This is a genomic window from Nocardioides sp. Leaf307 (assembly GCF_001423135.1).
In the GTDB taxonomy this organism is placed as follows: Bacteria; Actinomycetota; Actinomycetes; order Propionibacteriales; family Nocardioidaceae; genus Nocardioides; species Nocardioides kribbensis.
The window spans coordinates 656,311-677,449 of record NZ_LMNY01000001.1 but is presented as its reverse complement, the minus strand read 5'-3'; the positions used below and the strand labels follow the sequence as shown (position 1 = coordinate 677,449).

At 74.1% G+C, this 21,139-nt stretch carries 21 protein-coding genes, 1 tRNA gene and 1 riboswitch; of the genes, 12 read left to right on the top strand and 10 right to left on the bottom strand.

From position 1 onward, the window contains the following. Positions 1-16: 16 nt before the first annotated feature. From ASF50_RS03165 to thrC, 5 genes are all read right to left on the bottom strand, one after another. Positions 17-886, bottom strand: coding sequence for an SGNH/GDSL hydrolase family protein (locus ASF50_RS03165; RefSeq protein WP_082502711.1), 870 nt, complete (start codon positions 884-886; stop codon positions 17-19). Positions 887-2,231: 1,345 nt separating this feature from the next. Then, positions 2,232-3,173, bottom strand: a 942-nt coding sequence (locus ASF50_RS19580; protein ID WP_235557536.1) for a hypothetical protein, incomplete at its 3' end; no start/stop codon positions are given. Further along, entirely contained in the window at positions 3,082-3,387 is a 306-nt protein-coding gene (locus ASF50_RS18775) for a hypothetical protein (protein ID WP_156718052.1), read from the bottom strand. The genes ASF50_RS19580 and ASF50_RS18775, both read right to left, overlap by 92 nt. A 232-nt stretch (positions 3,388-3,619) precedes the next feature. Beyond that, entirely contained in the window at positions 3,620-3,895 is a 276-nt protein-coding gene (locus ASF50_RS03150; protein ID WP_056863510.1) for a MoaD/ThiS family protein, read from the bottom strand. A 60-nt stretch (positions 3,896-3,955) separates the two neighbouring features. Continuing rightward, a complete protein-coding gene (gene thrC / locus ASF50_RS03145) occupies positions 3,956-5,191 on the bottom strand; it encodes a threonine synthase (RefSeq protein ID WP_056863601.1) in 1,236 nt (411 codons plus the stop codon). A gap of 66 nt (positions 5,192-5,257) precedes the next feature. Continuing rightward, positions 5,258-5,402, bottom strand: a riboswitch (SAM riboswitch). 200 nt (positions 5,403-5,602) lie between these two features. On the opposite strand from thrC, the gene ASF50_RS19230 reads away from it, so the two are divergent. Together ASF50_RS19230 and ASF50_RS03135 are read left to right on the top strand one after the other, a co-directional pair. Then, the gene (locus tag ASF50_RS19230; protein WP_056903454.1) at positions 5,603-7,390 is read left to right on the top strand and encodes a PHP domain-containing protein; all 1,788 of its coding nucleotides are present in this window, start codon (positions 5,603-5,605) and stop codon (positions 7,388-7,390) included. Continuing rightward, entirely contained in the window at positions 7,387-7,998 is a 612-nt protein-coding gene (locus ASF50_RS03135) for a hypothetical protein (protein ID WP_056903453.1), read from the top strand. The genes ASF50_RS19230 and ASF50_RS03135 overlap by 4 nt, the downstream gene beginning before the upstream one ends. A 43-nt stretch (positions 7,999-8,041) precedes the next feature. Here ASF50_RS03135 and otsB read toward each other — a convergent pair whose 3' ends face one another. From otsB to ASF50_RS03120, 3 genes are read right to left on the bottom strand one after another with little or no spacing between them, the layout of a single operon-like run. Next, positions 8,042-8,887 carry a trehalose-phosphatase gene (otsB, locus tag ASF50_RS03130; RefSeq protein WP_056863507.1) on the bottom strand — a complete coding sequence of 282 codons (846 nt, stop codon included), beginning with the start codon at positions 8,885-8,887 and terminating at the stop codon, positions 8,042-8,044. A gap of 26 nt (positions 8,888-8,913) precedes the next feature. Then, on the bottom strand, positions 8,914-9,429 hold the full coding sequence (locus ASF50_RS03125) for a LytR C-terminal domain-containing protein (protein ID WP_056863506.1): 516 nt from the start codon (positions 9,427-9,429) through the stop codon (positions 8,914-8,916). Between the two features lie 54 nt (positions 9,430-9,483). Further along, positions 9,484-9,774, bottom strand: a complete 291-nt coding sequence (locus ASF50_RS03120; RefSeq protein WP_056903452.1) for a DUF3263 domain-containing protein — start codon at positions 9,772-9,774, stop codon at positions 9,484-9,486. 121 nt (positions 9,775-9,895) lie between these two features. Here ASF50_RS03120 and ASF50_RS03115 point away from each other — a divergent pair, with 121 nt between their 5' ends. From ASF50_RS03115 to ASF50_RS03095, 5 genes are all read left to right on the top strand, one after another. Beyond that, positions 9,896-10,960, top strand: a complete 1,065-nt coding sequence (locus ASF50_RS03115; protein WP_056903451.1) for a Gfo/Idh/MocA family protein — start codon at positions 9,896-9,898, stop codon at positions 10,958-10,960. Between the two features lie 80 nt (positions 10,961-11,040). Then, a complete protein-coding gene (locus ASF50_RS03110) occupies positions 11,041-12,465 on the top strand; it encodes an alpha,alpha-trehalose-phosphate synthase (UDP-forming) (protein ID WP_056903450.1) in 1,425 nt (474 codons plus the stop codon). A 22-nt stretch (positions 12,466-12,487) separates the two neighbouring features. Continuing rightward, on the top strand, positions 12,488-13,588 hold the full coding sequence (locus ASF50_RS03105) for an alpha/beta fold hydrolase (protein ID WP_056903449.1): 1,101 nt from the start codon (positions 12,488-12,490) through the stop codon (positions 13,586-13,588). 9 nt (positions 13,589-13,597) lie between these two features. Next, complete coding sequence (locus ASF50_RS03100; protein ID WP_056903448.1) at positions 13,598-14,290, top strand: uracil-DNA glycosylase; 693 nt, start codon at positions 13,598-13,600, stop codon at positions 14,288-14,290. 34 nt (positions 14,291-14,324) lie between these two features. Continuing rightward, positions 14,325-15,134, top strand: coding sequence for a dioxygenase (locus ASF50_RS03095; RefSeq protein WP_200920026.1), 810 nt, complete (start codon positions 14,325-14,327; stop codon positions 15,132-15,134). A gap of 16 nt (positions 15,135-15,150) precedes the next feature. On the opposite strand, the gene ASF50_RS03090 is transcribed toward ASF50_RS03095, so the two are convergent. Then, positions 15,151-15,690, bottom strand: a complete 540-nt coding sequence (locus ASF50_RS03090; RefSeq protein ID WP_056863500.1) for a GNAT family N-acetyltransferase — start codon at positions 15,688-15,690, stop codon at positions 15,151-15,153. Between the two features lie 46 nt (positions 15,691-15,736). On the opposite strand from ASF50_RS03090, the gene pdxY reads away from it, so the two are divergent. The 3 genes from pdxY to ASF50_RS03075 all read left to right on the top strand — a co-directional run bounded on the left by pdxY (position 15,737) and on the right by ASF50_RS03075 (position 17,814). Further along, complete coding sequence (pdxY, locus tag ASF50_RS03085; protein WP_056903447.1) at positions 15,737-16,588, top strand: pyridoxal kinase PdxY; 852 nt, start codon at positions 15,737-15,739, stop codon at positions 16,586-16,588. A 22-nt stretch (positions 16,589-16,610) separates the two neighbouring features. Then, a complete protein-coding gene (locus ASF50_RS03080) occupies positions 16,611-17,045 on the top strand; it encodes a hypothetical protein (protein ID WP_156718051.1) in 435 nt (144 codons plus the stop codon). Positions 17,046-17,118: 73 nt separating this feature from the next. Further along, the gene (locus ASF50_RS03075) at positions 17,119-17,814 is read left to right on the top strand and encodes a DUF305 domain-containing protein (RefSeq protein ID WP_082502709.1); all 696 of its coding nucleotides are present in this window, start codon (positions 17,119-17,121) and stop codon (positions 17,812-17,814) included. A gap of 21 nt (positions 17,815-17,835) precedes the next feature. On the opposite strand, the gene ASF50_RS03070 is transcribed toward ASF50_RS03075, so the two are convergent. After that, a tRNA-Thr gene (locus ASF50_RS03070) sits at positions 17,836-17,911 on the bottom strand. A gap of 88 nt (positions 17,912-17,999) precedes the next feature. Here ASF50_RS03070 and ASF50_RS03065 point away from each other — a divergent pair. Further along, positions 18,000-19,877 (top strand): glycoside hydrolase family 13 protein, encoded by a 1,878-nt coding sequence (locus ASF50_RS03065; RefSeq protein ID WP_056903445.1) that lies wholly within the window; start codon positions 18,000-18,002, stop codon positions 19,875-19,877. Positions 19,878-19,917: 40 nt separating this feature from the next. After that, positions 19,918-21,129: a DUF4032 domain-containing protein gene (locus ASF50_RS03060; RefSeq protein ID WP_056903444.1), complete on the top strand. Its 1,212-nt coding sequence runs from the start codon at positions 19,918-19,920 to the stop codon at positions 21,127-21,129. Positions 21,130-21,139: the final 10 nt, after the last annotated feature.

The following is a 21,139-nucleotide window of genomic DNA, read 5'->3' as shown; positions in this document are numbered from 1 at the left end:
TGCCGCACCCGCGGGCTCAGCCCGGCGGCAGGGCCGGGGCGCGGTGACCGAACGGCACCTGCTTCGCAACGCCCAGGGCGGCGAGCACCGAGGGCAGCATCGCCTTGGCGGTGCGCTTGTAGCCCAGGGCGCTGGGGTGGAAGCGGTCGAGGCTGAACATCTCGTCGGGGTTGGTGATGAAGAACGGGCCCACGCAGTGCGCCAGCGACACCGCGTGGGCCCCGGCGGCCACCGCCGCCGTCATCTGGGCGGCGGCCAGCTGGCGCGAGGCGCGCGAGCCCAGCGCCCGCAGCGGCTGCGGCACCGGCCGCAGCAGCCCGAGGTCGGGGCACGTGCCGACCACCACCGCCGTGCCGCGCTCGCGCAGCAGCGCGATCGCCTCCTCGAGGTGCTTCACGCTGTCGGCCACGGGCACGCGGTGGGTCACGTCGTTGCCGCCGACGACGATGACGGCCACGTCGGCGCGGTACGACGCGGGCAGCCCGGCCAGCTGCGCGGTGAGCATCGAGCTCTCCGACCCGACGACCGCCCCCGTGCGCAGCCGCACCGACCGGTGGGTCGCCCTGGCCAGCCCCTTGGCCAGCCGGCCGCCGAGGGTCTCCTTGGGCCGGTCGGCGCCCAGACCTGCTGCGATCGAGTCGCCGAGCAGCAGCAGCTGCACGGGGTCGCCGTAGGACTTCTTCCACGTGCGGTCGGCGTCGGGCGCCACCTCGCCCAGGGGCTTCCCGATCAGCCGGCGCGCGTGGTCGGCCTGGCGGTGGAGCAGCTCGCGCGCGCCGATCCCGAGCCCCCCGGTGGCCGCGCCGACCGCCGCGGCGGCCACACCGACCGCGACGAGCCGGTTGCGCGTCGAGCGGGCGTGGGTCGTGGAGGGGGCGTGGGGCATGGGGACGTTCAACCAGGTGCTCCTGAACGGGCGGTGTCGTGGGCGTGGAGGCGACGTGTCGCCCAGCCGGACCCCTCGACCCGGACCCCGACCGCACCACGGTCGCAGACACCCCCGCATCGGGCCGCTTCCCCAGGAGCCGCACCTCGGCGCCGGGGGCCGACAGGGCTCAGCCGACAGGGCTCAGCCGACGCGGACCAGCGTGGTCCATCCGTGGGGGTTGGTCCAGGTGTAGGTGCCGTCGGGATGCCGGTGGTAGCTCCAGGGTGGGCTGCCCTCGGAGCCGGTGGTCTTGAGGCGGTGGTGGTGGCGGCACAGCGGCGCGAGATTGGAGGGGTGGGTCTGACCGTGGCGTCCGCCGTGGTCGAGGCATCGGTAGGGGGTGATGTGGTCGAGGTCGCAGCGTCGTGAGGTCACGGTGCAGCCGGGGAATACGCATCGGGGGTCGCGGATGACCACGTGTTCGCGCATCCAGGGTGGTGGGTCGTGCCGGTCGACGGCGCCGGCGGTGGTGGGGTCGAGGTCGATGACNATCGGGGGTCGCGGATGACCACGTGTTCGCGCATCCAGGGTGGTGGGTCGTGCCGGTCGACGGCGCCGGCGGTGGTGGGGTCGAGGTCGATGACAGGTCTCACAAAGACCTTGGTGCCGTCCAGCCAGCGGCGCAGGGTGGTGGTGGAGACGACGCCGAGGCCCTCGACGACCGCGGTGCCGGGTGGTGGGCCGGTGCGGTCGATCTGGGACAGATGGCTGGTCTCGTGGTGGCGATGGACCGGCGTGGGGCGCAGGTCGGGTCCAGTGGTGCGGTACGGGTCGCCCGCAGGCTGCTCGTCGGCGGGGTGCTCGTCCGCGCGCTGCTCGTCGGTGGCCGGGGCTTGGCTTCGAGACGCTCGCTGCGCTCGCTCCTCAGCCACCGGGGCCGGGGCCTGTCCGGCGGTGGTCTCGGGGTCGTTGCCCGCGGCGGGGCTTCGAGACGCTCGCTGCGCTCNGCTCGCTGCGCTCGCTCCTCAGCCACCGGGGCCGGGGCCTGTCCGGCGGTGGTCTCGGGGTCGTTGCCCGCGGCGGGGCTTCGAGACGCTCGCTGCGCCCGCTCCCCGGACACCGGGGTCGCGGCCTGTCCGGCGGTGGTCTCGGGGTCGTTGCCCGCGGCGGGGCTTCGAGACGCTCGCTGCGCTCGCTCCTCAGCCACCGGGGCCATGGCCTGTCCCGCGGGGACGGTCTCGTGGTCGGCGGGGGTGGAGAGGCGGCGTCCTCGACCTCGCCGGAGCGGCTCAGCTGGTCGACCTCGGCCAGACGGCCCGAGCAGGCGGGGTCGTGGTCCTCGGGCTCGTCGCCGTCGAGCACNGCCCGCGGCGGGGCTTCGAGACGCTCGCTGCGCTCGCTCCTCAGCCACCGGGGCCATGGCCTGTCCCGCGGGGACGGTCTCGTGGTCGGCGGGGGTGGAGAGGTCCCGGGGGTCGGGTGGGGGTTCTTCCGCCGGGGCCTCGACGGGTGGCGGGAGATCCTCGGGTGCCGGGGGCCCCTCTCCACTCATGCGGGTGGCTTCAAGGGCGGCGAGGGTGTCGGCACGCTCGAGGTCCTCGGGGCGCAGGTGGAGGTAGACCACCCGTTCCTTCGCAGTCGTGGGCTCCACCGAGTCCAGCGCGGTCAATCCTTGGGCGCGGTCGGTGATGACGCCGATGGCACGTGCCTTGCGGACCTCCAGCGACTCGACCACTGCTCCGATCGAGGTCTGGTGGCGGCCGAGCTCGGCGGCGGTGGCGCAGATCAGGTCGTGGAAGCGGGTGAGGTCCTGGGTGTCACCGGTCGCCTCCAACCACGAGGTGCCCGACGCGGACCCGCGGTCGACGTCGTGGGTCACCCTCACGTTCCACCCACCGCGGGCCCGCTCCTCCAGCGCGGCCTGGGCGTGGGGGTCGTGCCTGGCGGCCGCCTCGGCCACGAACAGCTCGATGCGCCGCGATCCGAGTCCTTGGACCTTCGCCCCGAGGGCGGCGACCTTGCGGTCCACGAACGCGGCCCCGGTGTCGTTGAGCACCTGGGTCTGGGAGGCGATCCGGCGCGCCCGCCAGCCGGGGAGGGTGAGGTCCTCGACCATCGCCCAGATCCGGGGCAGGCGGTGGACCAGCTCCATGACCTCGGCCAGGTTGCAGCCGGCGTTGACCGGCGACATCTCCAACGCCAGGGCCAACGGCTCAGCTGCGAACTCGTCGAGGCCGTGGCGGATCATCCCGGGCACCGACCACGCGTAGGCCCGGTCGGGGTTCAGCGCTCCCCAGCGGGCCATGACGCGCAGGGTGGCCGTGGCGGATCATCCCGGGCACCGACCACGCGTAGGCCCGGTCGGGGTTCAGCGCTCCCCAGCGGGCCATGACGCGCAGGGTGCGGCGCTCGGCGGCACGCACCGACCTCGCGGTGTCGGCGGCGTACTCCAGAACCTCGTCGGCCTCGAGGGAGTCGACGTCGACCACGGCGCCGGTGGTGTCGAGATCGAGGAGCATGCGCCTAGTTTATTCGAACACGCATTCGATGACTAGGTGTATGGATCGATCTGTGGAAGGGGTTCTGCTGTCGCGCGAGGGTGGTTTCGAGACGGTCGCTGGCGCTCCCTCCTCAACCACCGCGGGGATGGCGCTCCCTCCTCAACCACCGGGGCGCGGGCGCTCCCTCCTCGACCACCGGGGCGCTGGAGGTCCCGCCTCGACCGCCGCTCCGGGCAGGGATCGGGGCGGGTCAGCCGCCGGCGACGGCGGGGATGACCGAGACCTGGGTGCCGTCGGGGGTGGGGGTGGCGAGGTCGTCGAGGAAGCGGACGTCCTCGCTGCCGACGTAGACGTTGACGAAGCGGCGCAGCTTGCCGTTGTCGTCGAGCACCCGGGCGCGGATGCCGGCGTACTGCGTCTCGAGGTCGTCGAGCACGTCGGCCAGGGTGGCGCCGGAGGCGGTCACCTCGGACTCACCACCGGTGTAGGTGCGCAGGATGGTGGGGACGCGGACGGACACGCTCATGGGGTCGATCTCCTGGTGCTGGTGCGGCGAGGGCTGGGAGGGGTGCGGCGGACCGGCCGGTCAGGCGATGCCGGTGGCGGTGAACGCCGCGTAGGACGCGTCGATCGTGGCGGCCGGGCCGACCTGGTCGGAGACGGCGTCGAGGGTCTTCAGGCCCATGCCGGTGTTGATGACGACGGTCTCGAGGGTGGGGTCGAGCTGACCGGTCTCGACGAGCTTCTTCAGCACACCGACGGTCGTGCCGCCGGCGGTCTCGGTGAAGATGCCCTCGTGGCGGGCCAGCAGCAGGATGCCCTCGCGGACCTCGTCGTCGGTGATGTCCTCGACCGCGCCGCCGGTGCTGCGGCAGATGTCGAGCACGTAGATGCCGTCGGCGGGGTTGCCGATGGCCAGGCTCTTGGCGATGGTGTCGGGCTTGACCGGGCGGATCGCGTCGACCTCGGCCTTGTAGGCGGTCGAGACCGGTGAGCAGCCGGTGGCCTGGGCGCCGAAGATCTTGACCGGCTTGTCCTCGACCAGACCGAGGCGCACGAGCTCGCCGAAGGCCTTGTGCACCTTGGTCAGCTGCGAGCCCGAGGCGACGGGGATGACGACCTGGTCGGGCAGGCGCCAGCCGAGCTGCTCGGCGATCTCGTAGCCGAGGGTCTTGGAGCCCTCGGCGTAGAAGGGGCGGACGTTGACGTTGACGAACGCCCAGCCGTCCTCCTCGCCCGCGATCTCGGAGGCCAGCTTGTTGACGTCGTCGTAGTTGCCGTTCACCGCGACGAGGGAGTCGGTGTAGACCGCCGAGTTGACCTGCTTGGGCTTCTCGAGGTTGCTCGGGATGAAGACCACGGTCTTGATGCCGGCGCGGGCGCCCGCCGCGGCGACGGCGTTGGCCAGGTTGCCCGTCGAGGGGCAGGCGAAGACCTTCGAGTGGAACTCGGTGGCGGCGCTCAGCGCGCAGGCCACGACGCGGTCCTTGAAGGAGTTGGTGGGGTTGGTGCTGTCGTCCTTGACCCACAGCTTCTCCAGGCCGAGCTCACGGCCGAGGTTGCGGGCCTGGAGCAGGCGGGTGAAGCCCGGCTCCATGTTGGGGCTCTGCTCGATGTCGTCGGGCACCGGCAGCAGCGCCTTGTAGCGCCAGATGTTGCGCGGGCCGGCCTCGATCTCCTCGCGCGTCACGACCGGGAAGTCGTAGGACACCTCGAGCGGACCGAAGCACTCCGGACAGGCGTAGTGGGGGCCGAGCTCGACCTCGTTGCCGCACTCGCGGCAGGCGAGGGCCCGGGCGTTGCCGAACGCACCCTCGCGGATCCCGGGCTGGTCGGCCGGGGTGGGCTGGGCGGTCTCTACTTCAGCGACGGTGCTCACGCGTCCTCCTTCTCATCTTCCCCGGCTGCGACTCTCGCGCCGGGCGGAATTGGCACCGTCTCCACGTCCGTTTCACCGATGTGCCGGGTGGCGGAGGCTCGTGGCGGTTGCCGGGACTTCACTGGGCCGTTCCCTCAGTCCCTCTGGATGAGCTGTTGAAAACAGTACGACGCCGTCTCAGCATGCGCACATCGGTCCCGCGATGTGGACCCGCCCACCGGGGTGAGACGTACGCCGGGCGCGCGTCGTTCACCGGCGGGCCGCGCACAGCGGGGCCGGCGTTCACCGTCGCGGTGGAACGTCGCAGGGCTGGCCCGCGGCGGCCGGCTCCCCCACGTCTCGAGGAGAGCGACAGTGAGCACGCACGACGGCCACACCCACGACCCCCACCACCCGCACGACCACTCCCACGGGCACTCCCACGGGCACACCCACCACCGCCACACCACCGACGAGGCCACCGCGCTGACGTCGGCGGCGCTGGCGAGCGACACCGCCGACACCGACCTCTCCCCCGGCGAGCTGTCACGGCGCAACCTGCTGCGCGCGGCCGGGCTCACCGGCGCGGCGGCGGCCGGCATGGCCGGCATGAGCGGTGTCACCGCGGCCACCGCGGAGGAGGCCGCCCGACGCGGCCCCGGCCCCTCCGGCGGCGCGGTCACGCAGTGGCTGGCCGGCGACCACCACATCCACACCCAGCACAGCTCCGACGGTCAGTACACCGTGCTCGACCAGGCCCAGCACGCAGCGGCCTACGGCCTGGACTGGCTGGTCATCACCGACCACGGCGGCGCCACCCACGCCCGCATCGGCGTCGACCTGGTCAACCCCGACATCCTGGACGCCCGCGCCGAGCTGCCCGGCACCCTGGTCTTCCAGGGCCTGGAGTGGAACATCCCCGCCGCCGAGCACGGCACGGTCTTCGTCGCTCCGGGTCCGCACGAGGTCGCGGTGCTCAAGCAGTTCGAGAACGACTACGACGGCTCGGTCAAGGGCGCCTCCGCCAGCAGCCCGGAGAACGAGGCGCTGGCCGTGGCCGGCATCCAGTGGCTGGGCCGGCAGGTCAGCCGCAAGCGGGTCACCGACGCGCTCTTCCTGGCCAACCACCCCGCCCGCAACGGCATCGACAGCCCCCACGAGATCCGCGCCTGGCGCGACGCCGACCCGAGCGTGGCCATCGGCTTCGAGGGTGCGCCCGGCCACCAGGCCGCCGGTCTGCCCGAGGGCTACGGCGCCGGCTCCTCGCGCGGCTACTACGGCAACGCGCCCGGCCCGAACTCCTTCGCCGCCTACCCGCCCGAGAGCTACCGCACGTGGGGCGGCTTCGACTGGATGACCTCCACCGTCGGCGGGCTGTGGGACTCCCTGCTGGCCGAGGGCAAGCCCTGGTCGATCAGCGCCAACTCCGACTCCCACGTCAACTGGACCGACACCTCGCGGCGCCCCGACGGCTCCACCTCCGAGCAGTTCAACGCCGACGGCCGCTACGGCGACCCGGTCTACGCCGGCCGGGTCAACACCACCGCGGGCGACTTCTGGCCCGGCTTCTACAGCCGCACCCACGTCGGCACGACCTCGCGGTCCTACCGCGCGGTGATGAAGGGCATGCGCGACGGGCGGGTGTGGGTCGACCACGGCGGCCTGGTGAAGTCGGTCGACGTCAAGGTGGTCGCGACGCGGGGCAACGGACGGCGCCCCGGGCGGCTCACCGAGACCCTCGGCGGCACGCTGGTCGCCCCGCGCGGCGCCCGCCTCAGCCTGGTGGTGACCATCACCGCCCAGGACGTCCCGAACTGGGCGATGTTCACCCCCCGGCTCAACCGCGTCGACCTCGTGCGCGGCGTCGTGGACCCGGCCTCGGCCAGCGACCGCGACACCTTCACCGCCCCCGACACCACGGTCGTCGAGCAGTGGGACACGTCGGCGCGCACCGGCACCTTCCAGATCCGCCACGACCTTGGCACGGCCGAGGAGGCCTTCTACGTGCGCCTGCGCGGCACCGACGGCAACCGCCAGCAGCCGGGCTACCTCGGCGCCGGCGTCGACCCGGCCGGTCCGGCGCTCGACGTCATGGGCGACGCCGACCCGTGGGTGGACCTGTGGTTCTACACGAACCCGATCTGGGTCGTCCCGGCGAGGTGACCCCGCCCCTGCGCACCACGCTGGGCGTCGACGGCGGCACCCGCGACCACGGCGCCGCCGAGCACCTCGTCCACGCGGTGGGCGAGGTGCTCGCGCAGGTCGCCGGCACCGGGTCGGACCGCTGGGCCAGCACCCACGTGGTGCGCGTGCCCGACGCGCACACCGCGGTCGCCCTCTCCTGGGCCGATCCCGGCGAGGGCGCGGGACCCCCCGCCCGGGCCGACGTGCTCTGCCGTCTGGCCGAGGCCCTGCCCGGGGTCGCGCTGGTGCTCGACGGCGCCAGCGCCGGGCCGCCCGAGCTGCTCGGCGGCGCCCGGGCGGCACTGGGCGAGCACCGCGCCCGGCGGGCGGGGCGGCTGGTCGACTACCCCGGCCGCGCCGCCGTCGAGCGGGTCACCACGCCCGCCGCCGTCGAGGCCGACAGCGGCGTCGACGCCGTGGAGGGCCTGGCCGGGAGCGACGTACGCCGCGACGCGGCGCTCGACCTCACCGGCTTCGCCCGGCCGGTGTGGCGGGAGGGCCGGTGCGTGCTCCTCGTGCAGCCGGGTCGTGGCGGCCTGGTCGCCTTCGAGCAGCGCGTGCAGATCCCCTGCTGCTCGGCGCACTGAGCCGCCCGGTCCAGGGGGGCACCGCCAGGGGCGGACGGCGGCGTCAGGCCCGCGAGTCGCGCGCGTCGGCGGTGAGCTGGGCCAGCAGCGCGAGGACGCCCTCGGGCCCGGCGACCACGACGTCGGACATCGCGACGAGCGTGCTCTCCTCGTCGCTGGCCGAGCACACCCGCAGCGTCGGCAGCCCCGCGTCGTCGAGAGCGCCGACGGCCTCGAAGGCCTCGACGTCACCGAGGTCGTCGCCGGCGAAGAGGAAGCCGCCGGCGCCCAGCTCCTCGACCAGCCGCTCCACCACCAGCCCCTTGTGCATGCCCGCCGAGCGCACCTCGATCACGTGGCGGCCGGGCTCGACGCTGAGGTCGTGGCTGCGGGCGAGGTCGCCCACAGGGCCGAGCAGCGCCTCGAAGGCCGCGTCGGGGTCGGGCAGGCGGCGGGTGTGCACGGCCACCGCGAGGCCCTTGTCCTCCAGCCACGCCTCCCCCGCGCCGGCGCTGCGCAGCGTGCGGGGCAGGTCGCGCAGGAAGGTCGCCAGGCCGTGCGGCGGGCGCGGCCCGACCACGCGGCGCCGTGTGGAGCTCCAGCGCTCGTTGCCGTACTGGCCGAAGACGTAGAGCTCCTTGCCGGCCTCGCCGACGGCGTTGCCGACCTCCTCGAGCCCGCCGAGGTCGAGGGCCTGGCGCGCGGGCCGCCCGGTCACGACGGCGACCGCGGAGACCTGCGTGGCCAGGTCGACCAGCACCGCGCTGGCGTCGGGGTGGATGTGGGCCTGCTCGGGGTCGTCGACGATGGGCGACAGCGTGCCGTCGAAGTCCAGGCCCACGACGGTCTCGGCGGCGGCGCGGACCAGGGCGGCGTAGCGCTGCTCGCCCCGGGTCGAGGTGAACTCCATGGACCCAGCCAACCACGCCCCCGCGCTCAGGACAGGGGCGCGGTGAGGATCAGGGTGAGGCGGTCGGGCTTCATGACGCCGACCGCCGGCATGATGCGGTCCACGCCGAGGTCGAGGGCGAGCAGCTCACCCTCGCGCTTGAGGCCGGCGGGGTAGTAGACGGTGGTGGCCGGCACGGTGCCGTACCAGTTGTCGGTGCCGACGACCTGCCAGCCGACGTCGGAGGCGCTGGCGCCCGCCTCGGCGGCCAGGCCGGAGATGCTGGAGTTGTTGTAGACCTCGACGTAGACCGCGCTGCGCTCCACGGCGGGCTTCGGCTTCTTGGTCTTCTCCGGCTCCGCCGGCTCGGTCGTCTCGTCGGCCTCGGGCGTGGCGCTCGGCGAGGGGCTGGCCTCCTCGCGCGCGATCGGGGTGATCTCGCGCTCGGTGGGCTCGCTGCCCTGGGTCGCGAAGAACGCCACGGCCGCCATCGCGACGGCGATGATGGAGAGGATCACCACGGGCGAGGGGTAGACGACGCCTCGCTGGTCACGCACCCGCATGGGAGCTCCCTGTCAGGGTCTGGTCGTGCTGGGGAAGTCGTGCTGGGGAAGGGGTCAGACCTCGAAGCCGAGGCGGCGCGCCGAGCGCTGGCGCTGACGGGCGGCCCGCAGCCGCCGCAGCCGCCGCACGAGCAGCGGGTCGGCCTCGAGCGCCTCGGGGCGGTCGATGAGGGCGTTGAGGACCTGGTAGTAGCGCGTGGAGCTCATGTCGAACTTCTCGCGCACCGCCGACTCCTTGGCGCCGGCGAACTTCCACCACTGCCGCTCGAACTCGAGGATGTCGCGGTCGCGCTCGCTGAGCGCGGCGTGGCCGGGGTCGCGCTGGGTGTCTCGCTGCGGCTCCATGCGTTGCGCTCCGGGAGGTCGTGGTGGGGGTGGCCGGGGCTCACTGTAGTCGCCGAACCACAACGGTGTCATTCGAACCGCCGCCGGACCCGCCGCGCGTCGCGCTCCTAGGGTGGGGCCCATGAGCGCCCCCACCCCGACGCCCGACGCCGCCCCGGTCCCCGAGCTGCGGTGGGGCTTCCTGGCCACCGGCAAGATCGCGCGCAGCGTGGCCCAGGACCTCGCGCTCACCCCGGGCGCCCGGCTGGTGGCCGTGGGCTCGCGCCGCCAGGAGGCGGCCGAGGAGTTCGCCGACTGGTACGCCGGGATCGGCCCCCGGCCGACCGCCCACGGCTCCTACGAGGCCCTCGTGGCCGACCCCGAGGTCGACGTCGTCTACGTCGCCTCCCCCCACGCCCTCCACCTCGAGCACGCCCGCCTGGCCTTCGAGGCCGGCAAGCACGTGCTGTGCGAGAAGCCGCTGACCCTCGACGCCGCCCAGGCCGAGGAGATGGTGCGCCTGGCCGGCGAGCACGACCGCTTCCTCATGGAGGCGATGTGGACCGCGACCCACCCGGTCGTGCGCGAGGTCGCCGCCCGGCTGGCCTCCGGCGAGCTCGGCACGCCGCGCCACCTCCACGCCGAGCTCGGCTTCCGCGTCGACGCCGACCCCGGCGACCGGATGCTCGACCCCGCGCTGGGGGCCAGCGCCCTGCTCGACATGGGCATCTACCCCCTCATCGTGGCCCACCTGCTGCTCGGGGAGGCCGAGGCCCTCACCGCGACCGCCACGCTCTCCGAGGGCGGCATCGACCTCGACATCGCGGTCGCCGGTCGCTACCCCGGCGGCGCCCTGGCCACGATGACCGCGTCGATGACGTCGTGGTCCTCGCGCGCCGCCGCCGTCGCCACCAGCCTCGGCCGCGTCGACCTGCCCGACTTCCACCACCCGGCCGCCGCCACCTTCACGCCGTACGCCGAGGGCAGCAGCAACGACGGCGGCGGGCTGGGCGAGGTGCTGCTCCTCGAGGGCGCCGAGCCGGTCGTCGGGCGCGGCTACGGCAACGAGCTGCTCGAGGTGGCGCGCTGCGTCGCGGCGGGGCTGCGCGAGAGCCCGCTGGTGCCGCACGCCCAGACCCTGGCCCTGCTGCGGCAGATGGACGACCTGCGCGCGCAGGTCGGTGTGCGCTTCCCCCACGAGCGCTGACCCCGCCCCCCCTCCGATCCGCCCCCGATCCACCCCACCGGGGGGACGCGCCGCCCCCGAGGACTGACTAGGGTCGCCCCGTGCCCTACGACCTCGTCATCGTCGCCAACCGCCTGCCGGTCGACCGGGTCACCCAGCCCGACGGGTCCTCGGGCTGGCGCACCTCCCCCGGCGGCCTCGTGACCGCCATCGAGCCCGTGATGCGCGCCAACGACGGCGTGTGGATCGGCTGGCCCGGCGGCACCGAGGAGGGCCTGGAGCCCTTCGAGCACGACGGCCTCGAGCTGGTGCCGATGTCGATGACCCAGGCCGACATCGAGGGCTTCTACGAGGGCTTCTCCAACGGCACCCTCTGGCCGCTCTACCACGACCTCGTGGCCAAGCCGGAGTTCCACCGCGAGTGGTGGGACTCCTACGTCCACGTCAACCAGCGCTTCGCCGAGAAGGCCGCGTCGCTGGCCGCCGAGGACGCCACGGTCTGGGTCCACGACTACCAGCTGCAGCTGGTGCCGCAGATGCTGCGCACGCTGCGCCCCGACCTGCGCATCGGCTTCTACCTCCACATCCCCTTCCCGCCCGCGGAGCTCTTCCAGCAGCTGCCGTGGCGCCGCCAGCTGCTCGAGGGCCTGCTCGGCGCCGACCTGGTCGGCTTCCAGCTGCCGGGGGCGGCGCAGAACTTCGTGCGCCTCGTGCGCCAGCGCGTGGGCCACAAGACCCACCGCGACCTGGTCTACCTGCCCGACGGCCGCACCGTGCGGGCCTCGCCCTTCCCGATCTCCATCGACGCGGCCGGCTTCGAGGAGATGGCGCGCTCCGAGCCGGTCGTCGCGCGCGCCGCGGAGATCCGCGAGGCGCTCGGCGACCCGCGCAAGGTCTTCCTCGGCATCGACCGGCTCGACTACACCAAGGGCATCTTCGCCCGGCTGCGCGCCTACGCCGAGCTGATCGAGGACGGCCAGCTCGACGTCGAGGACGCCGTCTTCGTGCAGGTGGCCGTGCCCTCGCGCGAGCAGGTCGAGGAGTACCGCATCCTGCGCGACGAGATCGACCGGCTGGTCGGCCGCATCAACGGCGACCTGGGCCGCATCGGCCGCCCGGCGATCTCCTACCTGCACTCCTCCTACCCCCGCGAGGAGATGGCCGCGCTCTACACCGCCGCCGACGTCATGGTCGTCACGCCCTACCGCGACGGCATGAACCTCGTGGCCAAGGAGTACGTCGCCTGCCGCTACGACAACGACGGCGCCCTGGTGCTCTCGGAGTTCGCCGGCGCCGCCGACGAGCTGCGCCAGGCGTGGCTGGTCAACCCCTACGACATCAACGGCATGAAGTCGGCGCTGCTGGAGGCCTTCAACGCCGAGCCCCGCGAGACCACCCGGCGCATGAAGGCGATGCGCAAGACCGTCACCCAGCACGACGTGGCGGCGTGGGCGGCCTCCTTCATGTCGGAGCTCTCCGACGTCGGCACCCACGGCAAGGCGGTCAAGCCGGCCCGCCGCTCGTGACCCCCGGGGTAACTTTCGCAGCATGGATCTGATCCCCAAGCCCGATCAGGTCGTCTCCGCGGCCGGCAACGTCGCCCAGAAGGTCCTCTACGGCGGCCTCGCCGACCTGCGACCGATGCCGCGCACCCTCATCGACGAGGGCACGCTGCGCGAGGTCTACCACTACCGGCCCGCCGCCGCGGTCAAGCAGACCGGCGACCCGGTGCTGCTGGTGACGCCGCTGGCGGCGCCCGCGACCTGCTACGACCTGCGCCGCGGCTGCTCGCTGGTCGAGCACTTCGTGCGCGCCGGCCGCCCGACCTACCTGGTGGAGTACGGCCAGGTCTCCTTCCGCGACCGGGCCCTGGGCATGGAGCACTGGGTGGAGGAGGTCGTGCCCACGGCCGTGCGCGAGGCCTCGGCCCACGCGGGCGGGCGCCCGGTGCACGTGGTGGGCTGGAGCCTGGGCGGCATCTTCTCGATGCTCGCGGCCGCGGGCTCCCCCGACCTGCCCATCGCCTCGCTCACCGTGGTCGGCTCCCCGGTCGACGTCAGGCTGGTGCCGCTGGTGGCGCCGCTGCGCCCGCTGCTCAACCTCAGCGACGGCCGCGGCCTGGTCACGCGGGGCTACCAGGCCCTCGGGGGCGCCCCGAAGCCGCTGGTGCGCTGGGCCTTTCAGCTCTCGTCGTTCCAGAAGGTCGTCACCAAGCCGCTCGCGGTGGCCCGCAACCTCGACGACGGCGAGTGGCTGGCCCAGATCGAGGCGGTCGACCGCTTCACCGACGGCATGATCGCCTACCCCGGGCGCACCTTCGGCCAGCTCTACCACCGCTTCGTCAAGGGCAACGCCCTGGTCGGCGGCATCTTCGACGTCGAGGGACGCACCCTCGACCTCGCCGACATCGACGTGCCCGTGCTCGTCTTCGCCGGCGCCACCGACGGCATCGCCCCGGTGCCTGCGGTCAAGGCCGTCGTGCCGCTGCTGTCGGGCTCGCCCGAGGTCCGCTTCGAGATCGTGCCCGGCGGCCACCTCGGCATGCTCACCGGTCGCGCGGCCCGGGGGACGACGTGGGTCGCGCTCGACGAGTGGATCGCGCAGTGGTCCTCCGACGCCGCCGGGGCGACCCCCTCCGGCGCTGGGTAGCGTCACGGCATGAGCGCACTCGCCGGACTCGTGGAGAAGGGCCTCATGGCCCCCGACTGGGCCGAGGCGCTGGCCCCGGTGGACGCGCAGGTGGCGGCGATGGGGGCCTTCCTGCGCGAGGAGGTGGCGGCGGGCCACGGCTACCTGCCGGCCGGCGAGCACGTCTTCCGCGCCTTCCAGCGGCCGCTGGCCGACGTGCGGGTGCTGGTGGTGGGCCAGGACCCCTACCCCACCCCCGGGCACCCGATCGGGCTGAGCTTCGCCGTCGACCCCCACGTGCGGCCGGTGCCGCGCAGCCTGGCCAACATCTACGCCGAGCTGCGCAGCGACGTCGGCGTCGAGCCGCCGCAGCACGGCGACCTGACGGCCTGGGCCGACGCCGGGGTCATGCTGCTCAACCGCGTGCTGACGGTGCGTCCCGGGGAGTCGGCCTCGCACCGCCGCAAGGGCTGGGAGCAGGTCACCGACGCCGCGATCGCGGCGCTGGCGGCCCGGGGCGGGCCGCTGGCCGCGATCCTGTGGGGTCGCGACGCCCAGTCGCTGCGCCCCGCACTGGGTGACGTGCCGGCGGTGGAGTCGGTGCACCCCTCGCCGCTCTCGGCGAGCCGGGGCTTCTTCGGCTCCCGCCCCTTCTCGACGGTCGACCGGATGCTCGTCGAGCAGGGTGGCTCCCCGGTGGCGTGGGCGCTCCCGAAGGAATAAGGTTGAATCCTCAACCATTGATCTGGACGTGACCATGCCTGACGCAGCACCCACCGCCTCACCCACGCCCGCCACCGGGCGCGTGCCCGCCCTCTACATCGGCCACGGCGCGCCGCCGCTGCTCGACGACCCGCTGTGGTCCTCGCAGCTGGCGGCCTGGGCCGGTGACCTGCCGCGCCCCACCGCCGTGCTCATCGTCAGCGCCCACTGGGAGTCGGCCCCGATCAGCCTGAGCGCCAGCGGCGCCCCGCTGGTCTACGACTTCGGCGGCTTCGACCCGAAGTACTCCCGGATGACCTACCGCACCCCCGACGCCAGCGCGCTGGCCGCCCGGGTCGCGGCGATGATGCCCGCGGGCGAGCCGGTGCACCAGCACACCTCCCGCGGCCTCGACCACGGTGCGTGGGTGCCGCTGAAGGTCATGTACCCCGACGCCGACGTGCCCGTGCTGCAGATGTCGTTGCCCACCCACGACCCGGCCCGCCTGCTGGCGATCGGCGAGCGGCTGCGCCCGCTGCGCGACGAGGGTGTCCTGGTGATCGGCTCGGGCTTCCTCACCCACGGCCTGCCCTTCCTGCGCGACTTCCGCATCGACGCCGAGGCCCCTGCCTGGTCGCAGGACTTCGACGCGTGGGCCGCGGAGGCGCTGGCCCGCGGCGACGTCGACGAGCTCGCGGCCTACGCCGACCGCGCACCGGGCCTGCCCTACGCCCACCCCACGGTCGAGCACCTCTCGCCGCTCTTCGTGACCCTCGGCGCGGCGACCCGCGCCGACGACCCGGGCGAGCAGCGCATCGACGGCTTCTGGATCGGGCTCTCGAAGCGCTCGCTCCAGGTCGCCTGAACCCGGGTCCGCCGCCTCAGCCCGGCTCGGGCTCGAGGGGGCGGTCGCTCCACGCGTGGCGCTCCACGCCGTCGTTGACGTCGACGCGGGGCCCGCGGTCGACCAGGCCGACGGCTGCGGCGACCCGCGCCGAGGCCGTGTTGGCGGCCAGCACGAAAGCCACCACGGGGCTGGTGGGGTCGGCCAGGCGTGCGGCCTCCACGCCCGCGGCGGCCAGCTCCGTCGCCAGGCCCCGGCCCCACTGCCCGGTGGCCACGCGGTAGCTGAGGTTCCACGCGCCGCTGCGGTGGCGCTGGGCTCCGCCGAGGCCCACCACGTCGCCGGTGCGCAGGTCGCGGGCGGTCCAGTAGGACAGCCCGTCGGCGGGCCACCGCGCGGCAGCGCGCTCGGCGTACGCCCGGGTGCGGGCGAGGTCGACGTGGCGTGCCGCGGGGTCGAACCACCACCCGCGCGGGTCGGAGAGGATCGCGAAGAGCTGCTCGGCGTCGTCGGGTCCCATCGCGGTGAGCGCGAGCCGCGCGGTGGAGCGCGTGCGCAGGTCGGGAGCCGGGGGCACGCCCCCAGGCTCGCACGCCGCCCACCCGGCCCGCGATGATGGTCCCGTGCAGATCCTCTCGATCCAGTCCTCGGTCGCCTACGGCCACGTCGGCAACTCCGCCGCGGTCTTCCCGCTGCAGCGCCTCGGCCACGAGGTGTGGTCGGTCAACACCGTGCACTTCTCCAACCACACCGGCTACGGCGCGTGGCGCGGCCCGCTCCTCGCCCCCGACGACGTGCGCGACGTGATCGCCGGGATCGACGACCGGGGAGTGCTCGGGCAGGCCGACGCGGTGCTCTCGGGCTACCAGGGCGACCCCGCCGTCGGGGCGGTCGTGCTCGACGCCGTGGCGCGGGTCAAGGAGCTCAACCCCGCCGCGGTCTACTGCTGCGACCCCGTGATGGGCGACGTGGGGCGCGGCATGTTCGTGCGACCAGGGATCCCCGAGTTCATGCGCGACACCGTGGTGCCGGCCGCCGACGTCGTCACCCCCAACCACTTCGAGCTCGACTTCCTCGCCGGCACCACCACCACGACGCTGGAGGAGGTGCTGGCCGCGGTCGACGTCGTGCGCGAGCGCGGCCCGCGCGACGTGCTGGTCACCTCGGTGCTGCACGACGCGGTGCCCGAGGGCCACCTCGACGTCGTCGCCGTCTCCGACACCGGCGCGTGGGCGGTCACCACCCCCCTGCTGCCCCTCGCCCCCAACGGCTGCGGCGACGTCACCGCCGCGCTCTACCTCGCCCACCTGCGCACCACCGGCTCACCCGCCGAGGCGCTCGCCCTCACCACCGGCACCGTGTTCGCGGTGCTCGAGGAGACCCTCGCGGCCGGCACCCGCGAAATCCAGCTGGTGGCCGCCCAGGGGGCCATCGCCTCCCCGCCGAGGACGTTCGCCCCTCGACGGCTGCGCTGAGCGCCTCGCTACCCTGGAGGACGTGACGAGGTCGAGGTCCCGCTGGGCCCTGGCCGCACTCTTCCTGGTGCTGGCCGGGCTGTTCGGCATGCACGGGCTCGGCGACCACTCCGCGGGCCACTCCGCCCACGTCGCCCCCGCCGGTGCCACCGACCACGGGACCGACCACGGGACCGGCCACCGGACCGGTCACGAGACCGAGACGGCCGGCGCGGCGGCCCCGGGCACCGGCCCGGACACGGCGGTGCTGTCGGCGCCCCCGGTGGACGACGGGATGGCCGGGCTGTGTCTCGCGGTGCTGCTCGGCGGCCTCGGCGCCCTGCTGCTCCTCGGTCGTGGACTGCGCCGCACCCCCTGGCTGCTGCCGCGGCTGACCCTCCTCGGTGTCGCCCCGCCGGCCCGCGGTCGCGACCCCGACCCACCGCTGCTCTCCGCGCTCTGCGTGTGCCGCTGCTGAGGAGCCGGTCGTCGACGACGACCGGCACCTGCGCGCCCGCACACCTGCACCACCGACGAGAGACGAGACAGCCATGACCACCACCCGCACCACCCCTGCCCGCACCAACCACGCCCGCACGCGACGGGCCCTCGCCGCCGGCCTCGCGGCCGCGGCCCTCGCCACGGGCCTGGCGGCCTGCGGCGACGACGACGGCTCCGGCTCCGACACCGGCTCCGACAGAGGGTCCGCCGCGGTCTCGGTGCCCGAGAGCGCCGACTTCAACGAGGCCGACGTCGTCTTCGCCACCGACATGGTCCAGCACCACGCCCAGGCCCTGGCCATGGTCGACATGACCACCGGCCGCGACCTCGACCCCGAGGTGGCCGACCTCGTCGAGCAGATCCGCTCGGCCCAGGCCCCCGAGATCGAGCAGATGGTCGACTGGCTCACCGCCTGGGACCAGCCCGTGCCCCCCACCGTCAACGACCACGCCAACGCCCACGCCGAGGACGGCACGGGCACGGACGGGTCCGGCGGCATGGACATGGACTCCGACATGCCCGGCATGATGAGCGACGCCGAGATGGACGCGCTGGAGGAGGCGCCCGACGCGTCCTTCCAGGAGGAGTGGCTGGAGATGATGGTCGCCCACCACGAGGGTGCGGTGGAGATGGCCGAGACCGAGGCCGCCGAGGGCGAGGACGCCGACGCGGTGGCCCTGGCGGAGTCGATCGTCGACTCCCAGAGCGCGGAGATCGAGCAGATGCGGGCGCTGCTCGGCGCGTGAGAGCGGTGGTGGGGCGGGTCGTGGAGCCGGTGACAGGAGTCGAACCCGCGACATCTTCTTTACAAGAGAAGCGCTCTACCTACTGAGCTACACCGGCGTGCGCTCGTCGAGCGCGGCGTCATCCTAGACGCCGCGCCCGACGGCGGCGCGAGCCGGGCGGCGCACGGTGAGGGAGAATCCGCGCCATGAGCCTGCTGCGCGAGCCCCACCACGACGGGTCCCCCGCCTACCTCGACGACGAGTCCCCGACGCTGGGCTGGTCGGTGCGGGTGCGCTGCCGGGTCGCCGCCGACGACCCGGTCGAGCGGGTGTGGATCCGCACGACGTACGACGCGGAGCCCACCTTCCACGCCTGCACCGTGGTCGCGCGCGACGCCCGCGCCGACGGGTCGGTGTGGTGGGAGGGCGAGCTGCCGCTGCACAACCCGGTCACCCACTACCGCTTCCTGCTGGTGGGTCCCGAGGCCGACGGCTCCCCGCAGCGCTGGCTCACCGCCGCCGGCGTCGTCGAGCACGACGGCCCCGACAGCCTCGACTTCCGCGTCACCACCCACGCCGGGGCGCCCGACTGGGGCAGGGAGGCGGTGGTCTACCAGGTCTTCCCCGACCGCTTCGCCCGCTCGACGGCCGCCGACGAGCGCGAGACCCCGGCCTGGGCGGTGCCGGCGCACTGGGACGACGAGGTCGTCTTCGAGGGCTCCGACCCGCGCACGCCGCTCCAGCTCTTCGGCGGCGACCTCGACGGCGTCACCGAGCACCTCGACCACCTCGTCGAGGTCGGCGCCACCGTGCTCTACACGACGCCGGTCTTCCCCGGCGAGAGCAACCACCGCTACAACGCCTCCACCTTCGACGGCGTCGACCCGCTGCTCGGCGGCGACGCGGCCTACGCGCGGCTGGCCGAGGCCGTCCACGCCCGGGGGCTGCGCCTGCTCGGCGACCTCACCACCAACCACACCGGCGACACCCACGAGTGGTTCACCCGGGCCGCGTCGGCCCCCGACTCCCCCACCCGCGGGTGGTACTACTTCGCCCACGACGGCAGCTACGAGTGCTGGATGGGCCACGGCACGCTGCCCAAGCTCAACCTCGCCGACCCCGACCTGCGCGCGGCCATGGTCGAGGGCCCCGACAGCGTCGTGGCGCGGTGGCTGCGCCCGCCCTTCTCGGTCGACGGGTGGCGCATCGACGTCGCCAACATGACCGGGCGCCTCGGCGCGGTCGACGTCAACCACGCCACCGCCCGGGCCGTGCGGCGCACGGCGGAGGCCGAGCGCGGCGACGCCTGGGTCATCGGCGAGCACAACCACGACGCCTCCGGCGACCTCGACGGCGACGGGTGGCACGGCACCATGAACTACTCCGGCTTCTCCTGGCCGGTGTGGTCGTGGCTGCGCGACCCCGACTCCCCCGCACGCCCCTTCGGCCGCCCGGTGCCCGTGCCGCGACGCCCGGGCCAGCAGGTCCACCGCACCCTGCGCGAGTGGCAGGCGCGCTACGGCTGGCAGGCCACCGCCCAGTCGTGGAGCATCCTCGGCAGCCACGACTCCGCGCGCATCCGCACGTTGACCGGCTCCGCCCCGGTCCACCGGGTCGCGGCCGGGCTCCAGTTCACCCTGCCCGGCGTGCCCATGGTCTTCGCCGGCGACGAGATCGGCCTCGAGGGCGTCAACGGCGAGGACGCGCGCCGCCCGATGCCGTGGCACCGCCGCGACGACTGGGACCACGACACGCTCGCGACGTACGCCGCCCTCGCGCGGCTGCGCGCCGCGGAGCCCGCGCTGACCCGCGGGGGCCTGCGGTGGGCCCACGTCGACGACGACACCCTCGTCTTCGTGCGCGAGCACCCCGCGGGGTCGCTCCTGGTGTGCGCGCGACGCGCCGCGGGCGGGAGCGTCGACCTGCCCGAGGGTGCCCTGCTCGCCACCGGCCAGGAGGCCCTCGGCGACGTCGAGGCGCTGCTCGGCACCGAGCCGGGGGGCCCGGGCGGGCGGCTCAAGGTCCGCCGCGGCACCCTGCGCGTGCCGGCCGACGGGGTCGGCGTGCGGGTCTGGCGGCTCTGAGCCGCCCGGGGCCGGCCGGGCGAGGGTCTAGGTTGTGGCCATGGCGCTACGCATCGTCGCGAGCAGGCCCGATCCCGCGATCGTGACCCTGCCCTGGTCGACCCCGCTGGAGGAGTGGGACGACCGGTTCGTCGTGCCCCTGCCGCGCGGGCTCTCGCGCCACGTCGTGCGCATCGTGCGGCTGCGCGGGCGCACCTACGCGGTGAAGGAGACCGTGGAGGCGATCGCCTTCCGGGAGTACCGGATGCTGCGCGACCTCGGCCGGCTCGGCCTGCCCGCCGTGGTGCCCCAGGGGGTGGTGGCCGGCCGGGTCGACGCCGACGGCGAGGAGCTGCCCGCGGCGCTGCTCACCGAGCACCTGCAGTTCTCGCTGCCCTACCGCAGCCTGTTCAGCCACGGCCTCGACGCCGACGACCTGCCCTCGCTGGTCGACGCGCTCGTGGTGCTGCTGGTGCGCCTGCACCTCGCCGACTTCTTCTGGGGCGACGTCTCGCTGTCCAACGTGCTCTTCCGCCGCAACGCGGGCGGCTTCGCGGCCTACCTCGTCGACGCCGAGACCGGGGAGCTCAACGCCACGCTGTCCGACCAGCTGCGCCAGCACGACCTCACCGTCGCCACCGAGAACGTCTTCGCCGAGCTGCTCGACCTCCAGGCCAGCCAGTCGGTGCGCCACGAGATCGACGCCCACGCCGTCGTCGAGCTGCTGGGGCGTCGCTACACCGAGCTGTGGGACGAGCTGACCGGTGTCGAGCAGTTCTCCGCCGAGGAGATGTGGCGCATCGAGCAGCGCATCGAGCGGCTCAACGACCTCGGCTTCGACGTCGACGAGCTCGACATCGTCACCGACTTCGACGGCGACCAGGTGCGCATCCAGCCCAAGGTCGTCGACCTCGGCCACCACCGTCGCGAGCTGCAGGCCCTCACCGGGCTCAACGTCGAGGACGGTCAGGCCCGACGCCTGCTCAACGACCTCGCCTCCTTCACCGCCCACCACGACCTCGGCCGCGAGGACCGCTCGCTGGTGGCCAACCGCTGGCTGACGCGCATCTACGAGCCGGTGACGGCCCTGGTGCCGCCGGAGGCGCGGGGCAAGCTGGAGCCGGCCGAGGTCTTCCACGAGATCCTCGAGCACCGGTGGTACCTCTCCGAGCAGGCCGGGCGCGAGGTCGACATCTTCGACACCGCCCGCGACTACATCGCCACCCAGCTCACGCGCCGCCCCGACGAGGTCGTCGCCGTCGAGCCCGAGTGAGCCCCGAGCC

Excerpts from the sequence above, each read along its gene's own strand:
- ASF50_RS03165 (WP_082502711.1), bottom strand. The coding sequence starts at position 886 with ATGCCCCACGCCCCCTCCACGACCCACGCCCGCTCGACGCGCAACCGG.
- ASF50_RS18775 (WP_156718052.1), bottom strand. The coding sequence starts at position 3,387 with ATGCTCCTCGATCTCGACACCACCGGCGCCGTGGTCGACGTCGACTCC.
- ASF50_RS03150 (WP_056863510.1), bottom strand. The coding sequence starts at position 3,895 with ATGAGCGTGTCCGTCCGCGTCCCCACCATCCTGCGCACCTACACCGGT.
- otsB (WP_056863507.1), bottom strand. The coding sequence starts at position 8,887 with ATGGAGTTCACCTCGACCCGGGGCGAGCAGCGCTACGCCGCCCTGGTC.
- ASF50_RS03125 (WP_056863506.1), bottom strand. The coding sequence starts at position 9,429 with ATGCGGGTGCGTGACCAGCGAGGCGTCGTCTACCCCTCGCCCGTGGTG.
- ASF50_RS03120 (WP_056903452.1), bottom strand. The coding sequence starts at position 9,774 with ATGGAGCCGCAGCGAGACACCCAGCGCGACCCCGGCCACGCCGCGCTC.
- ASF50_RS03115 (WP_056903451.1), top strand. The coding sequence starts at position 9,896 with ATGAGCGCCCCCACCCCGACGCCCGACGCCGCCCCGGTCCCCGAGCTG.
- ASF50_RS03105 (WP_056903449.1), top strand. The coding sequence starts at position 12,488 with ATGGATCTGATCCCCAAGCCCGATCAGGTCGTCTCCGCGGCCGGCAAC.
- ASF50_RS03100 (WP_056903448.1), top strand. The coding sequence starts at position 13,598 with ATGAGCGCACTCGCCGGACTCGTGGAGAAGGGCCTCATGGCCCCCGAC.
- ASF50_RS03095 (WP_200920026.1), top strand. The coding sequence starts at position 14,325 with ATGCCTGACGCAGCACCCACCGCCTCACCCACGCCCGCCACCGGGCGC.
- ASF50_RS03075 (WP_082502709.1), top strand. The coding sequence starts at position 17,119 with ATGACCACCACCCGCACCACCCCTGCCCGCACCAACCACGCCCGCACG.
- ASF50_RS03065 (WP_056903445.1), top strand. The coding sequence starts at position 18,000 with ATGAGCCTGCTGCGCGAGCCCCACCACGACGGGTCCCCCGCCTACCTC.
- ASF50_RS03060 (WP_056903444.1), top strand. The coding sequence starts at position 19,918 with ATGGCGCTACGCATCGTCGCGAGCAGGCCCGATCCCGCGATCGTGACC.